Annotated in this window: 17 protein-coding genes and 1 tRNA gene; 7 read left to right on the top strand and 11 right to left on the bottom strand. The window is 68.5% G+C overall.

What is annotated here, in order from left to right; all coding sequences use genetic code 11:
* Positions 1-9 precede the first annotated feature (9 nt).
* From ACSGC5_RS13580 to ACSGC5_RS13565, 4 genes are all read right to left on the bottom strand, one after another.
* Positions 10-486, bottom strand: a complete 477-nt coding sequence (locus ACSGC5_RS13580) for an FMN-binding protein (protein WP_434971135.1) — start codon at positions 484-486, stop codon at positions 10-12.
* 96 nt (positions 487-582) lie between these two features.
* Positions 583-1,617, bottom strand: coding sequence for a ribose-phosphate diphosphokinase (locus ACSGC5_RS13575; protein WP_434971134.1), 1,035 nt, complete (start codon positions 1,615-1,617; stop codon positions 583-585).
* Positions 1,592-3,058, bottom strand: coding sequence for a bifunctional UDP-N-acetylglucosamine diphosphorylase/glucosamine-1-phosphate N-acetyltransferase GlmU (gene glmU / locus ACSGC5_RS13570; RefSeq protein WP_434971133.1), 1,467 nt, complete (start codon positions 3,056-3,058; stop codon positions 1,592-1,594). Before glmU ends, ACSGC5_RS13575 begins: the two co-directional genes overlap by 26 nt.
* 1 nt (position 3,059) lies before the next feature.
* Positions 3,060-3,131, bottom strand: a tRNA-Gln gene (locus ACSGC5_RS13565).
* 83 nt (positions 3,132-3,214) lie between these two features.
* Between ACSGC5_RS13565 and ACSGC5_RS13560 the strand changes: the two genes are divergently transcribed.
* The 7 genes from ACSGC5_RS13560 to ACSGC5_RS13530 all read left to right on the top strand — a co-directional run bounded on the left by ACSGC5_RS13560 (position 3,215) and on the right by ACSGC5_RS13530 (position 9,838).
* Complete coding sequence (locus ACSGC5_RS13560) at positions 3,215-3,712, top strand: MarR family winged helix-turn-helix transcriptional regulator (protein WP_434971132.1); 498 nt, start codon at positions 3,215-3,217, stop codon at positions 3,710-3,712.
* The gene (locus ACSGC5_RS13555) at positions 3,705-4,208 is read left to right on the top strand and encodes a hypothetical protein (protein WP_434971131.1); all 504 of its coding nucleotides are present in this window, start codon (positions 3,705-3,707) and stop codon (positions 4,206-4,208) included. The genes ACSGC5_RS13560 and ACSGC5_RS13555 overlap by 8 nt, the downstream gene beginning before the upstream one ends.
* A gap of 66 nt (positions 4,209-4,274) precedes the next feature.
* Positions 4,275-5,591 (top strand): GNAT family N-acetyltransferase, encoded by a 1,317-nt coding sequence (locus tag ACSGC5_RS13550; RefSeq protein ID WP_434971130.1) that lies wholly within the window; start codon positions 4,275-4,277, stop codon positions 5,589-5,591.
* 39 nt (positions 5,592-5,630) lie between these two features.
* Entirely contained in the window at positions 5,631-7,457 is a 1,827-nt protein-coding gene (locus ACSGC5_RS13545) for an ABC-F family ATP-binding cassette domain-containing protein (RefSeq protein WP_434971129.1), read from the top strand.
* A 149-nt stretch (positions 7,458-7,606) separates the two neighbouring features.
* The gene (locus ACSGC5_RS13540; protein ID WP_434971128.1) at positions 7,607-9,292 is read left to right on the top strand and encodes an FAD-dependent oxidoreductase; all 1,686 of its coding nucleotides are present in this window, start codon (positions 7,607-7,609) and stop codon (positions 9,290-9,292) included.
* Positions 9,292-9,579: a metal-sensitive transcriptional regulator gene (locus tag ACSGC5_RS13535; RefSeq protein ID WP_434971165.1), complete on the top strand. Its 288-nt coding sequence runs from the start codon at positions 9,292-9,294 to the stop codon at positions 9,577-9,579. Before ACSGC5_RS13540 ends, ACSGC5_RS13535 begins: the two co-directional genes overlap by 1 nt.
* A gap of 97 nt (positions 9,580-9,676) precedes the next feature.
* Positions 9,677-9,838 (top strand): hypothetical protein, encoded by a 162-nt coding sequence (locus ACSGC5_RS13530; RefSeq protein ID WP_434971127.1) that lies wholly within the window; start codon positions 9,677-9,679, stop codon positions 9,836-9,838.
* Positions 9,839-9,903: 65 nt separating this feature from the next.
* Here ACSGC5_RS13530 and ACSGC5_RS13525 read toward each other — a convergent pair whose 3' ends face one another.
* The 7 genes from ACSGC5_RS13525 to ACSGC5_RS13495 all read right to left on the bottom strand — a co-directional run bounded on the left by ACSGC5_RS13525 (position 9,904) and on the right by ACSGC5_RS13495 (position 15,662).
* Entirely contained in the window at positions 9,904-10,812 is a 909-nt protein-coding gene (locus tag ACSGC5_RS13525) for an ABC transporter substrate-binding protein (RefSeq protein ID WP_434971126.1), read from the bottom strand.
* Positions 10,813-10,887: 75 nt separating this feature from the next.
* The gene (locus ACSGC5_RS13520) at positions 10,888-11,616 is read right to left on the bottom strand and encodes an ABC transporter permease (protein WP_434971125.1); all 729 of its coding nucleotides are present in this window, start codon (positions 11,614-11,616) and stop codon (positions 10,888-10,890) included.
* Complete coding sequence (locus ACSGC5_RS13515; RefSeq protein ID WP_434971124.1) at positions 11,613-12,299, bottom strand: ABC transporter permease; 687 nt, start codon at positions 12,297-12,299, stop codon at positions 11,613-11,615. Before ACSGC5_RS13515 ends, ACSGC5_RS13520 begins: the two co-directional genes overlap by 4 nt.
* Entirely contained in the window at positions 12,296-13,174 is an 879-nt protein-coding gene (locus ACSGC5_RS13510) for an ABC transporter ATP-binding protein (RefSeq protein WP_434971123.1), read from the bottom strand. The genes ACSGC5_RS13515 and ACSGC5_RS13510 overlap by 4 nt, the downstream gene beginning before the upstream one ends.
* 11 nt (positions 13,175-13,185) lie before the next feature.
* Positions 13,186-13,488: a DUF427 domain-containing protein gene (locus ACSGC5_RS13505; protein WP_434971122.1), complete on the bottom strand. Its 303-nt coding sequence runs from the start codon at positions 13,486-13,488 to the stop codon at positions 13,186-13,188.
* Between the two features lie 123 nt (positions 13,489-13,611).
* The gene (locus ACSGC5_RS13500) at positions 13,612-14,589 is read right to left on the bottom strand and encodes a 4-(cytidine 5'-diphospho)-2-C-methyl-D-erythritol kinase (protein WP_434971164.1); all 978 of its coding nucleotides are present in this window, start codon (positions 14,587-14,589) and stop codon (positions 13,612-13,614) included.
* On the bottom strand, positions 14,583-15,662 hold the full coding sequence (locus tag ACSGC5_RS13495; protein WP_434971121.1) for an aldo/keto reductase: 1,080 nt from the start codon (positions 15,660-15,662) through the stop codon (positions 14,583-14,585). The genes ACSGC5_RS13500 and ACSGC5_RS13495 overlap by 7 nt, the downstream gene beginning before the upstream one ends.
* Positions 15,663-15,671 lie beyond the last annotated feature (9 nt).

Genomic DNA, 15,671 nt, shown 5'->3' with positions numbered 1-15,671 from the left:
CCGGCACCCTCAGGACGCCGCTTCAGCCTTGATGAGCTCGAGAGCCTGCATGAAGCCGCCGCTGGTCAGCGAGGACCCCGCCACGCGGGTCACCGAGACCTCGTCGAGACTCTTTCCGACCACCTCATTGCTGATGCCGCCGATGAACTGCGACTGATACTGCTCCGATTCCCGCGCCTGCGGGTCTCCGGTGACCTCGACGTCGGTGACGACCTCATCGGCGATCGTGAGCGTCACCACGACGGTTTCGACCGACTCGGGCGTCGCGTACGACCCCTCGGCCGTGTAGGTCCCGTCGGCGTACCCGCCGGTCGCGGCGGAGCTCTCGTCGGTCGTTGCGGCATCCGACGTCGTCGCGGCATCCGGCTGCGACGCATCGGCCTCGGCCACCGCGTCGGTCGCCCCACACCCGGCGAGGGTGAGCGCTCCAGCGACTCCGACGAGGGCGACTCCCATGCGGATGGGGCGGGAGGGTGTGCGAGTCATGAGCGTTCCTTCCTGAGGGTCGTCACCGTCATCCTTGCGTCCATGCCTATGCATACGCTTTGAGCAGGCGCAGGTCGCGCGGGGGTGCCCAGGGGCTCAGGCCGCTCCGTCGAACATGCTCGTGACCGAACCGTCCTCGAAGACTTCGCGGATCGCCCGCGCCAGCAGGGGCGCGATCGGAAGAACCGTCAACGACTCCCAGCGCTTCCGGTCAGGGATCGGGATGGTGTCGGTCACGACCACCTCGTCGATCGAGGCATCCTGCAGCCGTTCGCTGGCCGGATCGCTGAAGACCGCGTGCGTGGCCGCCACGATGACGCGCTCGGCGCCGCTCTTCTTGAGCGCCTGGGCCGCCTTGACGATCGTCCCGCCGGTGTCGATCATGTCGTCGACGAGCAGACATACCCGCCCCGCGACTTCACCGACGATCTCGTTGACGGTGACCTGGTTGGCCACGTTCGGATCGCGCCGCTTGTGGATGATCGCCAGCGGCGCTCCCAGGCTGTCGGACCACGTGTCGGCAACCCGCACCCGGCCGGTGTCGGGCGACACGACGGTGAGCTTCGCACGGTCCTCGGGGGAGAGGTTCTGTTCGAAGTACTCCAGCAGCACCGGCTTGGCGAAGAGGTGATCGACCGGGCCGTCGAAGAACCCCTGGATCTGCGCGGCGTGCAGGTCGACGCTCATGACGCGGTCGGCACCGGCCGTCTTCAGGAGGTCGGCGACCAGGCGGGCGCTGATCGGCTCTCGGCCGCGACCCTTCTTGTCCTGCCGGGAGTAGGGGAAGTACGGGGCGACGACGGTGATGCGCTTCGCGGATGCCCGCTTTGCGGCATCCAGCATGATCAGCAGCTCCATGATCCACTCGTTGACCGGCGGACCGAACGACTGGATGAGGAACAGATCGCACCCGCGGATGGACACCTCGAAACGGGTCAGGATCTCCCCGGACGCGAAAGTCCGGTACTCCGTGGGGACCAGATCCGTGCCGAGGGCCGTCGCGACATCGTCCGCGAGACTCGGGTGGGAGCGACCGGACGCGACGACGAGGCGCTTCTTGGTCTTGGCGACAAGGCCAGGAGCGATGCCGCTTTCTCTGTCGAGATCAACCGTCTTGTTCTTGCTCGCCATCGTCCGCTTCCTGTGCGGACCGGGCCCGCGCGGCGACCTCGGCGGCGGCTGTTCCCGGTCTGTTGTTCTCGACCCACCCCTCGATGTTGCGCTGAGGGGCCACGCTCAGAGCCAGAGCGCCCGGGGGGACATCCTTGCGGATGACGGCACCGGCGCCGGTCTTCGCACCGTCTCCGATCCTAACGGGCGCGACGAAGACGTTGTGCGACCCGGAGTGGACCTCGTCACCGATCTCGGTGCGGTGTTTGGCGAGATCGTCGTAGTTCGCGGTGATCGCCCCCGCCCCGAGATTCACGCCGCGCCCGATCGTCGTGTCCCCGATGTAGGACAGGTGGGGGACCTTGCTGCGCTCGCCGATCGTGGAGTTCTTGACCTCCACGAAGGTTCCGACCTTGCTCTGCGCGGCCAGGGTCGCGCCGGGGCGGAGATAGGCGAAGGGTCCGACCGCGGCTCCCCGTCCGATCACGGCGAGCGTCGCATCCGTGCGGGTGACCGTCGCGTTCTCCCCCACCTCGCAGTCCACGAGTGACGTGTCAGGACCGATCGTTGCGCCGCGCTCGACCGTCGTCGCCCGAAGGATGTGGGTGTTGGGCAACACCGTGACGTCGGGCGCCAGAGTCGCCGTGACGTCGATCCAGGTCGTAGCGGGGTCGAGGATCGTGGCGCCCTCGAGCTGCCACCGGCGCACCGTCCGTGCGTTCAGGGCCCGCGCCGCCTCGGACAGCTGAACACGGTCGTTCACACCGAGCGCGTCCTGCGCCGCCGGAGCGTCGGAGGCCGCGACGGTCTGACCGGCAGCGCGGAGGATGCCGATCACATCCGTGAGGTACTTCTCCCCCTGCGCGTTCGCCGTGCCCACGGCGGCAAGGCTCGTGCGTAGTTCGGCGGCGCGGAAGACGTAGATCCCGGTGTTGATCTCGCGGACAGACAGCTCGTCGGCGGTGGCATCCTTCTGCTCCACGATGCGCTCGACGGCGCCGTCTGCGCCGCGGATGACGCGGCCATACCCGGTCGCGTCATCCAGCGTCGCGCACAGCAGTGTCGCGCACGCGGCGGCGGCGCGGTGGCTGGCCAGGAGGGATTCGACGACTCCGGCCTCGACCAACGGGACATCCCCGCTGAGCACGAGCACGTCGCCGTCGAATCCGTCCAGAGCGCCCAGGGCGAGCTCGACGGCGCGCCCGGTTCCCGGAATCTCGTCCTGGTCGACGATCTCGACGCCGGGAAGCAGGCCGCTCACGGCATCCGCGACGAGATCGCGCTCGTGTCGCACGACCACGACGGCCCGTGCCGGGGCCAGAGCCGACGCGGTGCGCAGCACATGACCGATGAGCGGAAGTCCACCGATCTGGTGCAAAACCTTGGGGGTCGCGGACTTCATCCGCGTGCCCTGTCCTGCCGCGAGGATCACGACGGCGATCGGTGTGGTGTGCTCAGCCATGCTCCGCCGCCAGGACTCGAACCTAGACCTCACAGCTCCAAAGGCTGTCGTGCTGCCATTACACCACGGCGGACCGGCGCGTACGCGGCCGCGCTCCAGTCTGCCAGAGGACGCGTCAGCCGGGATAACGGCCCGGCCTACCGGGATAATGGCGGAGTGCCTGCTGAATCCGACGAGGTCGACCGCATCGTCGAAGCGTGGACTGCGCAGCGTCCCGACCTGGACTTCTCCCCGCTCGAGGTCCTCTCGCGCGTCGATCGCCTCTCCCGCCATCTGGACCGGGCGCGTCGCGAAGCCTTCCGTCGCTCCGAACTCGAACCGTGGGAGTGGGATGTCCTGTCGGCGCTTCGGCGCGCGGGAGACCCGTTCCAACTCAGCCCGAAGCAGTTGCTGCAGCAGACGCTCGTCTCGTCCGGCACGATGACCAACCGCATCGACCGGCTCGTGGGTCGCCGACTCGTGCGGCGCGAGTCCGACCCGGGCGATGGACGGGGCATCCTCGTGACGCTCACCGCAGACGGCCGGACGCGCGTGGATGCCGCTATCACGCGCCTGGTGGATGCTGAGTCCGTCTTGCTCGAAAGCCTTTCCCGCGCTGACCGCGACCGCCTCGCAGCACTGCTGCGCAAACTCTCCCTGGGGTTCGATGTCTGAGACACAAGACCGATCCGGCCGCTGGCACGAGTGGTTCGACGTGCGCTTTCGCACGCCGGCCGCCGTGTACGGCCTCATCGTGTACTCGGCACTGCTGATGATCACCTCCGACCACTACAGCGATGTGACGGAGGTGGTGGTCGCGTCGGTCTCGACGCTCGTCGTGTTCTTCATCGCCCACGTCTTCGCGTACACCCTCGCCGACCACGGCGTGCACCCGCTGGGTCGTGCGACGCGCTACGCCATCACCCACTCCGCGGGGATGCTGTGGGCTGCCCTTCCACCCACCCTCGCGATGATCATCGCCGGCGTGGCGGGCTTGGATGCGGACGACGCGTCCAGCTACGCCCTGTGGGCGACGATGGCAGTGCTCGCCTTCCTCGGGTACGTCGCGTACTCGCGAACGGGAGCGGGTATCGCACTCCGAATCTTCGGCGCGATCGGAACGGCGCTGCTCGGGGCATTCGTGGCGATCCTCGAGTACGCCTTCCACTGAGCTGCCGAGGCCCGCTCCCCCGCGGCGCCGGCATGCCATGTCGTCTGCCCCGCGTAGCGTAGAGACATGATGAGCGACAGCCCACAGAGCTTCCACGACGCGCCACTGGACGCCGTGATGTCGGAGTCTCTCGCGCAGCAGGGCCTTTCCGTCAGCCGCGTCGACGACACGACGCGCATCCAGACCGATGCTTGGCTCTCCGCCGTCTCGCGCGGCTTCCTCGACGAGGACCCCGGCGAGACCCGGCGTCACGCGTTCTTCGAGCGCGCCGCGTACCGTCGCAAACTCGGCGTCTACGACGCCGCCGCGGCGCAGCCAGAGGTCCCCGTCGCCACCTTCGCGTCGTGGTCCACCGAGCTCACCGTCCCCGGCGGCACGGTCCCCGCCAGTGCGATCAGCTCGGTGACGGTCGCACCCACGCATCGTCGTCGCGGCATCCTGCGCTCCCTGATGGCCGGCGAGCTGCGCACCGCGGCCGCTCTCGGACTGCCCGTGGCGGTTCTCACCGTCAGCGAATCGACGATCTACCGGCGGTTCGGGTTCGGTGCCGCAGCGGCATCGGCGCATTGGGATCTCCGGGTGCGACGTGCCGCATGGAACGGGCCGCATGCTGCCGGTCGGGTGGACTTCGTGTCCCGTGAGCAGGCTCGCGATACCGCCGCGGTGCTCCACGAGCGCGTCCGCCTCGACTGCCCCGGCGAGATCGCCTTTCCTGGCGGTCACCTCGAGCGCGTCTTCGGCACCAGCGCGGATGCCGAGAAGCCCGAGCGCCTGCGCGCCGTGCAGTACCGCTCGCCGTCGGGAGAGACCGAAGGTGTCGCCGTCTACACCGTGACCGAGAACGTCGAGAGCTTCTCGGACTCCACCGTCGATGTCTCTCTGCTGCTGGCCGCCACCGACGACGCGTACGCGGGCCTGTGGCGTTTCTTCCTGGAAATGGACCTCATCGGGCGCCTGCGTGCGTCGGAGCTGGCCGTCGACGAACCGCTGTGGTGGATGATCGCCGACCAGCGGGCCGCCACGATCACCGTGTCGGATCATCAATACGTTCGCATCCTCGACGTTCCCGCCACGCTCGCGAGCCGCCGCTACGACATCGCCGATACGATCGCGCTCGAGGTGAGCGATCCGCTCGAGCTCGCCGGGGGCACGGTCGTGCTGGCGACGGATGCCGAGGGCGTCGCATCCGTCGAGAGGGTCGATGCCCCACCGGCAGGCGTGCCGCTCGTAAGGCTCGGCGTGGCCGATCTGTCTTCCCTGCTCCTGGGCGGGGTGTCGGCGGTGACGCTGGCGCGAGCTGGCCGGATCGAGACCGATCACCCCGCGCGCATCGCGCGGGTGTTCCAGACCGCTCACGCTCCGCGGCTGAGCTTCTGGTACTGACGCGCAGCTGCACCCCGCACGGCGCCTAGCCTGGAGGGGATGGCACATCTCCTGGGCGCCGAAGCGCTGCATCTTGAGTTCCCCACGAAAGTGGTCTTCGACTCCGTGACTCTCGGCATCGCCGAGGGCGACCGGATCGGCATCGTCGGTCGCAACGGCGACGGCAAGTCGAGCCTGCTCGCTATGATCGCCGGGCGCCTCGAACCCGACGCCGGGAAGGTGACCGTGCGTGGTGGAGTCCGGATCGGAGTCGTCGACCAGCAGGACACTCTCGATGACGACCAGACGGTGGGGCGGGCGATCGTCGGAGACCTCGACGAGCACGAGTGGGCCGGCGACGCCCGCATCCGTGATGTGCTCGCGGGCCTGGTGACAGACCTCGACTGGGACGCTCCGCTCTCGACACTGTCCGGGGGCCAGCGCCGCCGCGTCGCCCTCGCGGCAGTGCTGATCGGAGACTGGGACATCCTCATCCTCGACGAGCCCACCAACCACCTGGATGTCGAGGCGATCGCGTGGCTCGCGGGCCACCTCACGAAGCGGTGGGCCGCCAACGCCGGGGCGCTGCTGGTCGTCACGCACGACCGGTGGTTCCTCGACGAGGTGTGCACCCTGACCTGGGAGGTGCACGACCGGATCGTCGAACCGTTCGAGGGCGGCTACGCCGCCTACATCCTGCAGCGCGTCGAACGTGACCGCCAGGCGGCAGCCATCGAGGCCCGGCGCCAGAACCTCGCGCGCAAAGAGTTGGCGTGGCTGCGTCGCGGCGCGCCAGCCCGGACCTCGAAGCCGAAGTTCCGCATCGATGCCGCCAACGAACTCATCGCTGATGTCCCCGAGATCCGCGACCGCATCGCGCTCCAGTCGCTGGCCGTCACACGGCTGGGCAAGGACGTGGTCGATCTGCTCGATGTCTCCGTCGGCTTCGACGGCCGTGAGGTCCTCCGCGACATCGAATGGCGCATCGCGCCGGGCGAGAGGACGGGCATCCTCGGTGTCAACGGTGCGGGCAAGTCCACGCTCCTCGGACTGATCGACGGGAGCGTCTTGCCCAGCGGCGGCCGGGTCAAGCGCGGGAAGACGGTGCGGGTGGCGACCCTCACGCAGCGGCTCGACGAGCTGGAGGAGCACCTGGACGACCCCGTGCGTGTCGTGATCGGTCGACTGCGCACGAGCTACACGATCGGTGCGGGTTCCAAGGCGCAGGAGCTGACGCCCGGTCAACTGCTCGAGCGGCTCGGGTTCTCTTCCGCGCAGCTCTCGACACCGGTGCGCGACCTCTCAGGGGGTCAGAAGCGCCGTCTTCAGCTGCTGCTCATCCTGCTCGACCAGCCGAACGTGCTCATCCTCGATGAGCCGACGAACGACCTCGACACCGACATGCTCGCAGCGATGGAGGATCTGCTCGACTCGTGGCCGGGGACGCTCCTGGTCGTCTCGCACGACCGTTACTTTCTGGAGCGGGTCACGGATCAGCAATACGCCATCGTGCCGGGGACCGACGGCGCAGGACGGCTGCGTCATCTGCCCGGGGGCGTCGACGAGTACCTTCGGCTGCGCGAGGGCAGCAGACACTCGGACTCGCGAGCCGGCCAGGTGCGCGCCGAGCCGGCCCGACAGAACGACGATGCCGCACCTGCCCTCTCGGGCGCAGACCTGCGGGCAGCCCAGAAAGAGGTGAGCGCGATCGAGCGCAAGCTCGAGCGACTCACGCAGCGCACGGCGCAGATCCACGAGCGGATGGCCCTCCACGATCACAGCGACTACGACGGACTTGCTCGCCTGGGTGAGGAGCTCCGCGAGGTCGAAGCCGAGACCGCGGCCCTCGAGGAACGCTGGTTCGAGCTCACCGAACTATCGACCTGAGCCAGAACGGACGGGCACGCTCGTTCCTGACGTCCTTCCGGGTCGGATGCGCATTTGGCCCCGGTATACCCCAGGGGGTATAGTTACGGAAGCTTCTCCCCTCCGAAAGCTCTCCCTCCGAAAGCTCTCTCCTACGAAAGTGAGTGCCCATGCGCATCGTCATTGTGGGCGGCGTCGCCGCCGGCATGAGCGCCGCAGCCCGCGCCCGCCGTCACGACGAGTCCGCCGAGATCATCGTGCTCGAGCGCGGACCCGAGGTCTCGTTCGCCAACTGCGGCCTGCCGTACCACGTCGGCGGCGAGATCCCCCACGAGTCCTCTCTCCTGCTCCACACTCCCGAGACCCTGCGGGCCGCGCTCAACCTCGATGTGCGCACCGGTCACGACGTCACGGCGATCGACACGGCAACAAAGACCGTGACCGTCGCCTCGGCATCCGGTGTCGAGGACATGACCTACGACGCCCTCATCCTCGCTCCTGGCGCTGCCGCGATCCGTCCCCCGCTGCCGGGGTTGGACTCGCCCCGCGTACGGACGCTGCGCACCGTCTCGGATGCCGTCACGATCAAGAGCTGGGTCGACGAGGGCGCTCGGCGCGGCGTCGTGCTCGGCGCCGGCTTCATCGGACTCGAAGCCGCCGAAGCACTCCGCCACCGCGGCCTCGAGGTCGACGTCGTCGAACTCGCCCCGCATGTGCTGCCGCCGCTGGAGCGCGAGCTCGCAAGCGTCGTCACGACGCAGCTGACCAATCTCGGCATCCGTGTCCACGACGGTGTCGCCGCAGAGCGCGTCGACCATGGCGCCGATGAGGACGTGGTCGTGCTCGGCGACGGCACCCGCATCCCCGCCGATCTGATCGTGCTCTCGGTCGGCGTGCGCCCCGACACCGCCTTCGTCGAGGCCGCGGGGATCGAGACCGTGCGGGGTGCGATCGTCGTGGACGCGCACGGCCGCACGTCCGCACCGGATGTCTGGGCTGCCGGCGACGCCGCCATGAGCACGGATGCCGTCACCGGCGTCCAGCGCCCCGTGCCGCTTGCCGGACCCGCCAACCGCGCCGGGCGTCTGATCGCCGACGACATCTTCGGCATGACCGGAGCCCGCGCGATCCCCGAGCCGGTCGGCACGGCGATCGTGCGGGTGGGCGAGATCACGGCAGCCATGACCGGCGCCAACCGCGCCGCCCTGGATGCCGCGGGCATCGCATACACGACCCTTCACCTTCACCCGATGCAGCACGCCGGCTACTTCCCGGGGGCTGCCACGGTGCACCTGATCGTCCACGTCGCGGACGACGACGGCCGAGTGCTGGGCGCGCAGGCCGTCGGATACGAGGGCATCGACAAGCGCATCGACGTGCTGGCCACGGCCATCCGCGCCGGGCTGCCTGCGACCGATCTCATGGACCTCGACCTCGCCTACTCGCCGCCGTATGGCCAGGCCAAGGACCCGGTGAACCTCGTGGGCATGGTCGCCGAGAACGTGCAGAACGGACGCTTGAAGCTCTGGTACGCCGACGAGCTCGACCGGATGCGCGAGAACGCGCTGATCCTCGATGTCCGCACACCGCGCGAGTTCGCGTCCGGACACATCGAGGGCTCCCTCAACATCCCGCACACCGAGCTGCGCGAGCGGATCGACGAGGTCCGTGAGGCGGCCCAGGGCCGGCCGGTGGCGGCACTGTGCGCGGCGGGAGTCCGCTCGAACATCGCTTACCGCATCCTGGTCGGCAACGGATTCGACGCCGCATCCCTGTCGGGCGGGATCCAGACCCTCCGCCAGTGGTGGGGCACAGAAGCCGCCGACATCCTTGTCAGAGAGAAGGTCACCGCATGATGATCACCGGCACCCCCGAAGAGCAGGCAGCTGTCCGTAAGCGCATCACCAACCGCCTCAAGCGCGCGCAGGGGCAGCTGAACGCCGTGATCGCCTCGGTCGAGGCCGGCGACACCTGCCGCGACATCGTGACGCAGCTCTCCGCCGTCACCAGCGCCCTCGACCGGGCGGGCTTCGCGATCATCTCTGCCGCAATGCGGGACTGCCTCGCCGACCCCGAGGGAGCCGCGGAGGCCGAGGGGCTGACCCAGGAGGAGCTCGAGAAGCTCTTCCTGTCGCTGGCCTGAGCCGCCACCGCTCCCCACCCCTTGTTCGGTCCGCGCGCTGCCCGGGCCGCTGATCGGCGCGCCCGCGAACGGGTTACCGCCAGAGAAGGAGATACCGATGTGCTACCAGACGACCTGCCGAAAGTGCGGCAAAGTCACGTGGGGCGGATGCGGCCAGCACGTGCAGCAGGCCCTCGCCGGCGTCCCGAAGTCCCAGCGTTGCGCGGGCCACGAGAACGAACCGTCGAAGGGTTTCTTCGCGAGCCTGTTCGGCCGCTGATCGCAGTCACGCGCAGCGCCCTCCGTCGGATCCTCTGACGAAGGGCGCTGCGCGTTGTCGGGGCGTCAGGCGAGGCCGTTCTCCTGCAGCCACTGCGACGCGATATCGGCGGGCGACATCTGATCGACCGTGCTCTGCACGTTCAGCGCCACCAGGCCCTCGGGAGTCAGGGCGGCACTGACGGCGTTGATGACGTCGGCGATCTCGTCGGCGACGTCCGCGTTCACGACCGGGACGACGTTCGAGGCGAGGAAGAGACCCTCGGGGTCCTCGAGCACGACCAGGCCCGCCGTCTGGATGCGCGGGTCGGCGGTGTAGATGTTCGCGAGGTTGATCGTTCCCGCTTCGAGGTCCTCGAACGTGGTGTCACCGGTCGCCGAGAATCCGACGTCGATGCCGTACACCTCGGCGAGGCCGGTCGGCCCGTAGGGGCGCTCGGCGAGCTCGGGCGGGCCGCCGAGCGTGAGCGGCACCGTCACATCTGCCAGATCGGCGATCGAGACCAGGCCGTATTCATCGGCAAAGGCGGAGGTCACGGTGTACGAGTCCTGGTCGGTCGCGGTGGACTGATCGAGCACGACAAGACCCTCGGGAAGGGCGTCCGGCAATGCCGCGTAGACCTGGTCAGCCGTGCGAGCGGTCGTCTCAGGGTCGAAGTACTGCAGAAGGTTGCCGGTGTACTCGGGGAAGAGCGTGACCTCGCCGCTCTCCAGCGCGGGAATGTAGGCGTCCCGCTGCCCGATGTTGAACTGACGCTCGACGTCGAAACCGGCGTTCTCGAGTGCCTGTGCGTAGATCTCGGCGATGATCTCGTTGGAGTAATACGCCTGCGAACCGACGACGATCGTGTCGGGCGCGGCGTCGCCGCTGCCGTCGGTGGGCTCATCGAGCGGGTTGCCCGACGCGCAGCCGGCCAACAGCAGCGCGGCGGCGCCGGCGAGCGCGGCGGCGCGGAGGGTGCGTGTGGTGGTCATGGTGCCTCTTTCTCTTTCTGGTGGTGCGGGCTCTGTGTGCGGGATCGGATCGGTGTGGTGGATCGGTGTGGTGGATCAGCTTGATGCGGCGAGGGACAGGTCGGCACGGCGGGAGCGGGATCGGCGTGGAACCGGGGGCGGGCGCACGCCGCGCGGCACGACGCCGCGCTGCGCGAGGGCCAGCAGCCCATCAAGAATCAGGGCGAGCGCGGCGACCAGGACCGCGCCGGCGAGGACCTGGTCGAATCGGCCCAGCGGGATGCCCTGAATGATCGGCCAGCCCAGGCCGCCGAGGTTCACGTAAGCGGCGATCGTCACGGTCGCGACGACCTGGAGGGTGGCGGTGCGAAACCCCCCCATCAGAAGCGGCAGGCCGAGGGGGACCTCGACACGCCACAGCACCTGCCAGCGGGTCATCCCGACGGCACGGGCCGCATCGATCGTCGCGCGGTCGATCGCCTGGATGCCGGTATATGCGCCCGCCAAGAGGGAAGGGATCGCCAGCAGGACGAACGTGATGATCGCCGCCTCAGGGCGGCGCGTGACGCCCAGAACCAGAACGAGAAGGATGAGGAGACCGAACGAGGGAATCGCTCGCGCCGCGCCCGAGATCGCCACTGCGATCTCCCTACCCTTCCCGGTGTGTCCGATCGCCCACCCGAGAGGGACGGCGATGAGCGTCGCGATGCCGACCGAGGCGAAGGTGTAGCCCAGCTGCTGGACGAAGAGGATCGGGAGACTGTAGGGGCCGGTCCACTGCTCTGGCGCAACGATCCAGAGCCACGCATCGATGATGAGATTCATGCGCTCGCTCCTACCGACACCGCCGGCGCGGCAGCGCGCGACTGGATGCGGCTCCGGCGAGTCCACGGCATGAGCATCCGTCCCGCGACGACGAGGACGAGGTCGATCAGGAGCGCGAGGATGACCACAGCGATGATCCCCGCGAGCACCTCAGGGATGATGCGCCGCTGCAGACCGTTCGTGAACAGGTAGCCGAGATTCGTGACGCCGACGAGGATGCCGACGGTGGCCAGCGAGATCGTGCTGACGGAGGTCACGCGAAGTCCGGCGAGGATGACGGGTCCGGCCAGCGGGAGTTCGACCCGGAAGAACCGGCCCGCCCCGGAGAAGCCCATCGCCGTCGATGCCCCGCGCACGCCCTCGTCGACCGAGTCGAGGCCATCGACGACCGAGCGCACGAGGATCGCGATCGCATAGAGGGTGAGCGCGATGATGAGGTTCGCGTCGCTGAGTGCGCTGTACCCGAACACGGTCGGGAGAAGGATCAGGAGGGCAAGCGACGGGATGGTGTACAGCATCCCCGTGACCGTGATCACCCAGCCCCGCAGCAGCCCGAAGCGCCACGCGAGGTAACCCAGCGGAATCGACAGGACGAACCCCAGCACGATCGCAATGACGCACTGACGCAGATGCTCCACCGAGAGTTGAGCGATCAGCCCGAGGTTGTCGAGGATCCAACTCACGGCGAGCTGCCCCCCGCTAGCCGAGCCACTCCGCCGTCCGCCTCGCCTCCGGGAGGCTGCACGGGCTCGTCGAGCATGCCCTGGGTCCGGCCCGTGCCATCGATCACCGCCGTGCCGGTCGCGGTCTTCTTCAGGTGCAGCGACCGTTTGCCGTGGTCGACTCCCACGAACGAGGCGACGAACTCGGATGCCGGGTTCTCGAGGATCTCGCTGGGAGAACCGACCTGCGCGATGTGCGCGCCCTTCTCGAGGATGACGACCTGGTCTCCGAGCAGGAAGGCCTCATCGATGTCGTGCGTGACGAAGACGATCGTCTTGTCGACCTCGTCCTGCAGACGCAGCAGTTCCTGCTGAAGTTCCGCGCGCACGATCGGGTCCACCGCGCCGAAGGGCTCATCCATCAGCAGGATGTTGGGGTCTGCCGCCAGCCCTCGCGCCACCCCGACACGCTGCTGTTGACCGCCCGAGAGCTGGCTGGGATAGCGCTTGGCGAAGGATCGGTCAAGCCCCACGGTGTCCATGAGCTCGAGGCCTCGTGCGCGTGCCGCAGCACGCGAGACGCCCTGCAGCACCGGCACCGTGGCGATGTTGTCGATCACGGTGTAGTGCGGCAGAAGCCCGGAGTTCTGCATGACGTACCCGATGCCACGGCGAAGCTTCACGGGGTCAGCGTCGGCGATGTCCTCGCCGTCGATCGTCACGGCACCGGCCGACGGCTCCACCATCCGGTTGATCATGCGCAACAGAGTCGTCTTGCCGCATCCTGACGAACCGACGAAGACCGTCGTCTTGTGCGCGGGCAGCGTGAGACTGAACCCGTCGACGGCCCGGGTTCCGTCGGGAAACTGTTTCGTGACGTCGTCGAAGATGATCACGGCGCACCGGGTCAGTCGATGACCGACACGTCCTTCCCGAAGGCGACGTAGCCCGAGAAGTCGGTACCCACGCGCTCGAACGCGCTCGGGTAGGGAGTCGGGTATGCCCATGCCCCGTCCGAGTGCGTGACGCCGTCCGCGACGATGTCGTAGTACTGGCACACGCCCTTCCACGGGCAGGTGTAGGGAGTGGGGCTCTCGACGAGCGCACCGTCAACGATGCTGCTCGGCGGAAAGTACCAGTTCCCCTCGATCGAGACGAGCTCATCGCGAGACGCTTCCGCGATGACGACATTGTCGATGACAGCCTTCATGGTTCTCCGTTCGTCGGGGACGGCCGATGCGGCTTCGAATCACGCTACCGGAGGCCGGGGACACTGCGGGCGGTTATGACCGACGCAGAGGCCGTCAGCGTCGGCGACTGCGCACACGGCGCATCAGATCAGCCGCGCGCCGGGCACGGGACCGTGGACGTGGAGAGCCGTATAGCCTGCAGCCGAGAGCGTCACCTGCAGTTCCAGGGCGGACTCGAGATCCTCCGACAAGAACGCGACGGTCGGACCCGACCCCGACACGAGCCCGGCCAGCGCGCCCGAACGATCGCCGAGATCGAGCACTCCGCGCAGATCGGGCCGGAGCGAGAGCGCCGCCTCCTGGAGGTCGTTGTGCAGGTGGCCCGCCAGGGCGTGCGCATCGCCGGCACGAAGGGCGTGCAGCACACCGGGAGCGACCAGCGGATCGGCGTCATCCTGGCTCCTCCCCGTACGCCCGGACAGCCGGATGGCCCCGGTGGACGGGTGGCCGCTCATCGCCGCGCCGGAGCGGAGCCGGTCGAGCTCCCGGTACACGGCAGGAGTCGACAGGCCCCCGTTCGAAAGGACGATGACCCACTCGAAACGGCCGGTGGCCAGCGCCGGACTCAGCCGGTCGCCACGCCCGAGTCCCACGGCCGTTCCGCCCATCAAAGCGAAAGGGACATCGGCGCCCAGGCGAGCGGCGAGCCGGTGCAACTCCGCAGAGCCGACCTCCGTGCCCCACAGCGCGTCACAGGCGACCAGCACGGCCGCAGCGTCCGCAGAGCCACCGCCCATTCCCCCCGCGACCGGAACGTGTTTGTCGACCGTGAGGTGAACGCCGCCGTCGAACCCCGTGTGCTGAGCGAGGATACGGGCAGCCCGCAGCGCGAGGTTTCGATCGTCGACCGGGACTGCTGACACGTCCACGGATCCGGTCACGTCGAGCCGGAAGTCGTCGGCTGCCACCGCCCAGACGTCTTCGAACAGCGAGACCGCCTGGTAGGCGGATGCGACGGCATGGTAGCCGTCGTCCAAGAGCGGACCGACTTCGAAGAAGACGTTGAGCTTTCCCGGCGCCCGCACCCGGACGCCGTCGGAGCGAAGCGGTGCGGTCACGATGCCGAGGCATCCGCCCAGATCAGACCCGACGGCGACAGGTCGATGCCGTCGGTGAGAGTGTCGATCTGCTCGATCTCCTCGGTGTCGAACGCGGGACCCTCGAGCGCGGCGAGGTTCTCGTCGAGTTGGGCCGGGCGCGAGGCGCCGATGAGGGCGGAGGTGACCACCGGGTCACGCAACACCCACTGGATCGCCATCTGGGCAAGGCTCTGGCCGCGCTGACGCGCGATCTCGTTCAGACCCGCCAGAATCGTGCGACCCCGGTCGGACACCCTGTCCGCGGGAACCGAGTTGCGGTTCTGTGCGCGATCGGCCGCGCCGCCGTGGAGATACTTGTCGGTGAGCAGGCCCTGCGCGAGAGGCGTGAAGGCGATCGCGCCGAGTCCCTCCTGACGCAGCACACCGGTCAGGCCGTCTTCGACCCAGCGGTTGAGCATCGAGTACGACGGCTGGTGGATCACGAGCGGGGTGCCGAGGCTGCGGGCCACGGCGACGGCGACGGCCGTCTGCTCCGCCGAGTACGAGGAGATCCCCACGTACAGGGCCTTGCCCTGGCGGACGAGGGTGTCCAGGGCGCCGATGGTCTCCTCGACCGGGGTGACCGGATCCATCCGGTGCGAGTAGAAGATGTCGACGTACTCGAGGCCCATCCGCTGCAGGGACTGCTCCGCGCTCGCGAGGATGTACTTGCGCGACGCGTAATCACCGTAGGGACCGGGCCACATGTCGTACCCGGCCTTGGACGAGATGATCAGCTCATCCCGGTACCGTCCGAAGTCCTCCCGCATCATCCGGCCGAAGTTCGTCTCGGCCGAGCCATAGGGCGGCCCGTAGTTGTTCGCGAGATCGAAGTGGGTGATCCCGGAGTCGAACGCGTGTCGCAGCAGCGCGCGCTGGTTGTCGAACGGGATGTTGTCGCCGAAGTTCCACCAGAGCCCGAGCGAGACCGGAGGGAGGTAGAGCCCCGAGGTGCCGACTTGCCGGTACTCTGTGGCGCCGTAGCGGCTCTCGGATGCCGAATAGGGTCGATGAAGGTCGTATCGGCTGCGCGAGAATCGCTGCTCGTCGGTCATGCTTCGAGG

This window comes from Microbacterium sp. bgisy207 (assembly GCF_965345035.1).
GTDB lineage: Bacteria > Actinomycetota > Actinomycetes > Actinomycetales > Microbacteriaceae > Microbacterium.
The sequence above is the reverse complement of the archived record's forward strand: the minus strand, read 5'-3'. Positions and strand labels throughout refer to the sequence as shown.